Consider the following 4,144-nt stretch of genomic DNA (forward strand, 5'->3'; position numbering starts at 1 on the left):
TGCCAGTGCAATTTCAGGCTCGCGGTTGGCACCGACACCGAATTCGGTACGCAGTAAACCGATTTCGGTGAGCGCTTGGTCGCGTTCGCCGAGGATTTGATCGAGCTGGCCGAGGCGTGGCACGCCGGGCTGTTGTGACCAGTAGTGCCCGGCTAGGCCGGCGCGGTAGGCGGCGGTGATCTCCTGCTCTCCCACACCTGCCGATACCGCTTCGTGGCGGGCGTGGCGCACGGCGTCCATCAGCGTCTCCACGCGCTCGATCAGCACCTGCCCGCCCTCGACTGTCCCGTCGAATTCCCCCGCCAGACGCAGGTGCTCCGCGGTCAGGTCCTGCACCCGGCGAACCGCAGCGATCTGGGCCCTGTGCTGGTCGAACGCGGCGGTGTAGTCGAAGGCGACCGGCGCGGATCGCTGGCGGGCCGGGATCAACGCGTTGAGCTCGTCGACGCCGGTGTCGAGGTTCCCGATTGTTTCCTCGGCGGACAGGAGGTCGTCGGTGGCGTCGATGATCGCGTCGACCTCTGCCAGGCTCAGTTCCTCGGCCGCCCGGCCGCCCAGAGCCCGATCAGCGGCGCTCTCCAACCGCGGACTCCCGACGTCAGCGCCGAGGTCGGGGACCACGGTGAGGTGGCGGGGCCACCACCGGGCGCCGTCTTGGGCCGACTGATCATGAACCGGTTCAAGGTGACCGGTGACCTCCGCAGCCTGACGCTGCGTGCGGATGATGTTCGGATCGACCCCGGGATCGCCTTCGATATAGGCTTGCTGCAGGCGGCTGAAGTCGGCACGGGAGGATTCGGGATTGCTGGTCCAGGACTCGACCGCGGCAGTCAGTTGTTGCCACAGTTGCTGGTGCTCGAGCGAGGCGCCCTGGTGCCACTGGCGTGCGATGTCGTGTGCACGGGCGTTGTACTCGACGATGTGGGCTGGGGTTTCACCGTAGGCGGCGATCTCGCGCAGCTGGTGATAGGTGGCGAAGTCGGCGCGTAGTTTCGCTTCGGTGCTGTCGGCGGCGTCTCGGTAGTAGCCGGGATCGGTGTAGTTCGTTCCCTGGTTCACCCAGCTCATCGCGCACTCCTGCCGGAGTTACAGTGGCCGTGCGGTGGCGGGTTCGGGGTGGTGTGAGTCTTTTCGCGGATATGGGTGGGCATCGTGGTTCCTCGGATCGAGAAAACGTCACACCCGCAACGGGTGTGGTGAGGTCCCAGCGGTTCAGGTTCGGTCGCCTCGGTCCAGTTCCCCCTAGCCGAAGCGCCGACAGGCACAGAATTTCGATGCCGCTCTAGAGTTCTGGCGTACGCTCAGCCCCTTCGCGGACCCGACCAGGCGGTGGGTCGTTGTCGGGCTCCCACACCAACTCGCCGTCATCGGCCAGGGCGGCGTCGACGAAGGTGGTGATCGCGATGCCCTCGGCCGCCAGATCGACCGGCTCGGCCCGGTGCAACGCGGTCTCGACGAACTGCGTCCGCAACGCCGCATTGGCGTCGATCAGCATCTTCCGTGGTGAGGGCGGCACCACCAGCGTCGGTGCTGTCGGTGTCCCGGTCATGGGGTCTTGAGGCACGTACGGCGGCACTCGCAGCATCGGGTCGGGGCGGGCGTAGCTGTTCCATTCCTGGGCTAGTGCGGCTTCGCCTAGGTGAGCGATCGCCGCGGTCTGCATGCGGCGTATCCCTTCCACGCTCGCACCCCACAGTTGCTCGCCTTCGATACTGGTGATCTGGGCGGCGGCAGCCAGGACGGTGATGCGCTGGTGATGGCGGAACATGTTCGTGTAGAACTGGCGCTGTGCGTCGGGGTTGTCGTCGAAACTCCAACGGCCCGTGCCTATCCGGTCGGTGCGTGCCGCATCGAGGCCTGCCATCCGTTCCAGGTGCCACACGTCCACCTCGAGCATCTCGATGTAGAACTCCTGGATACCGGTAGCCCGGTCGGGGTGCTGGCGCACCACCGCACGATCTGCCGCCGTTATCGAGCGGGAGCCCAGTTCGCGAGCATCATCGATCCAGCCCCGGTCCACCCCGGCCAGCAACGCGTCGCGTTCGGCCTCGACGCGTTCGGTTTCGAGGTGGTCCAGGCGTTGCTGCCACACCTGTTCCGGTGATTCAGTACCGCCACTGTCGGCGAACATCGCCGGGCCGGCGACGTCCACACGGAGCTTCTCACCGGCTAGATGCTGGATGCGGCGCAGCAGCCGCCCCTGCCGCTCCGCAAGGGTTTCGGGTTCACGCGCGCTGGTCATCACCACACCCCCTGGTCCCGGCCCGCGCCAGGCCCGCGATCGGGAGGGTGTGGTAGCTGTTCCGGTTCCGGCGCCCACTCCGCGCCTGCCCCGGCCCCGGCTCCGGTGACCTCGACCGCGGCGCCGATGCCGTGGCCGACGCGCGGTGCCTGCTCGTCGGCGAAGCTGACTGCCGCCAGCGCCTTTTCGGCGCTTTCGGCGATCTCGAACGGGGTCGGCGGCCCGAGTCCGGAGGACGCCCTCGTGGCGAGGTTGTCGAAGGCGCGCGAGACATCAGCTTCGATTCCTCTCCAGGCCAGTTCACCGAAACGCTGCTGCAGTTCGGCATCGGTATAGGAGGCCGCGGTCAGCTCTGCCAGGCGCTGCCACGAGTCGGGCCCACGACCCCACAGCTGTTGTGCTTCACCGGGCTCGAGGTCGATCAGTGCCGCAGTGCCCGCGGTACGCCGCCACAGCGCGGCCATGTTGTCGTGGAGCTGGCGTTCCCCGGGTTCGTTGTCGAGCAGCACTCCGGTGTGGACGCGATGCAGGTACTCCGCGCGCACCAGCGCGGCCTGTTCGAGTCGCCACACATCACCGGCGATCTGTTCCAGCATGTGCATGCGCGTCCAGTCCGCCCCGGGCGGGGCCATCGGTAATCGCGCGGTCTCGGGGGTGTCGCCCCAGCGCGCTCCTCTCGCTCCGGCTTCGGTGGCGTAGTCGATCATCCGCTGCGGGATGTCGAGGCCGTGAGCGTGTAGCTCGATCTCCCCGCGCGCGACTTCCAACGCCACCAGATTGGTCCGCCAGGCTTCGAGCTGAACATTTGGAGCGCTGGCAGCCGTCGAGTACTGCGGGTAGCTGTGAAACAGCGTCCGGTAGTGGTCGTAGCTGGAGTTCTGGATTCGTTCGAGCAGCCGAAGCTGCCACGACGGCAACTCCTCGGCCCCCGAAAGCGGATGACTCATCGACTTCTCCAATCATGTTGAACTACAGACAGTTTCGAACGGAAATGGCAGCGAAGGCCGTGGAGTATGTCGCTCACGGGTCATGCCCCACTGCGGGCCCGCCGCGTCGACCAGGTTCCGGCCCCGCAGTATGGTCGTCGGGCTCGGGTTCGGTGTGGGAGTCGCTGCCGGTGGCCTCGACCGCGGCAGCGATGTCGGTGCCGAAGACCTCGCCCACCGTGGGATGGGGTTCTAGGGCGAGGGCGGCGAGTTCGACCATCCGATCGGGTAGGACCGGCAGTTGAGCGGTGATGTCGTCAGGGGTGACCCCGGCAGCGGTCAGCACAGACACCGGCATCGACACCGCCACGAAGTTGGTCTCGACAATCCCCCGCCACCGCGTCTTCAACGCCGAGCGCTGCAGCGTTCCGACCGTCTCGGCGACCCGGTCAGTCCATGGCCGGTTGGTCGGCTCCCACGCGTGGCGGCGTTGGGTCTCGGTCAGGTCCAGGGCGTGCCCAACGGCGCCGACTCGTTGCCAGCTCACGCCCATCACCCGCCGGAACGCCTCGAACCCATTGCGCGGCAGGGTTCCTTGTTGGGCGATCGCGGCACCGACCCCTGCCATCGTCTGCAGCTGCCAGACGGATCCGGCGTGACCCGTGAGCAGGGTGTCGCGGTCGATGGTCTCGGTGCTCAACAACGGCTGGCCGGGTCGCCACCGGTGTCCGCGTTCACCGGCCGCGCGGGTGTAGTCGATCACCGATTTCGGGACTCCGACCGCGGCTGCCAGCGCTTCGAGGTTTTCCCGGGTACGGCGACTGATATCCAGGTGTACGAGGGCAGTCGATGATTGATGGTTGTCGGCAGTGCGGGATTGTTCGATCAGGCGCTGGCTGTCGCAAGCGATGTTCTGGATGGCTTTGAGCAGCTTGGCTTGGATCGGATTCGGCTCGAACATCTCACCGGCCCCGTC

The 4,144-nt window shown here is 66.9% G+C and carries 4 protein-coding genes; all 4 read right to left on the bottom strand.

What is annotated here, in order from left to right; genetic code table 11:
• Nucleotides 1-1,068, bottom strand: a 1,068-nt coding sequence (locus ACFWPJ_RS19350; protein ID WP_378853179.1) for a hypothetical protein, incomplete at its 3' end; no start/stop codon positions are given.
• Nucleotides 1,069-1,282: 214 nt separating this feature from the next.
• A complete protein-coding gene (locus tag ACFWPJ_RS19355; protein WP_378853181.1) occupies nucleotides 1,283-2,242 on the bottom strand; it encodes a hypothetical protein in 960 nt (319 codons plus the stop codon).
• On the bottom strand, nucleotides 2,242-3,189 hold the full coding sequence (locus ACFWPJ_RS19360) for a hypothetical protein (protein ID WP_378853183.1): 948 nt from the start codon (nucleotides 3,187-3,189) through the stop codon (nucleotides 2,242-2,244). Before ACFWPJ_RS19360 ends, ACFWPJ_RS19355 begins: the two co-directional genes overlap by 1 nt.
• A gap of 73 nt (nucleotides 3,190-3,262) precedes the next feature.
• On the bottom strand, nucleotides 3,263-4,144 hold an 882-nt coding region (locus tag ACFWPJ_RS19365), incomplete at its 5' end, for a hypothetical protein (protein ID WP_378853185.1).

Origin of the sequence: Nocardia sp. NPDC058497 (genome assembly GCF_042720195.1) — a bacterium.
In the GTDB taxonomy this organism is placed as follows: domain Bacteria; phylum Actinomycetota; class Actinomycetes; order Mycobacteriales; family Mycobacteriaceae; genus Nocardia.

Bases quoted from the DNA above. Each gene is read 5' to 3' on its own strand.
- ACFWPJ_RS19355 (WP_378853181.1), bottom strand. From the start codon at position 2,242: ATGACCAGCGCGCGTGAACCCGAAACCCTTGCGGAGCGGCAGGGGCGG.
- ACFWPJ_RS19360 (WP_378853183.1), bottom strand. From the start codon at position 3,189: ATGAGTCATCCGCTTTCGGGGGCCGAGGAGTTGCCGTCGTGGCAGCTT.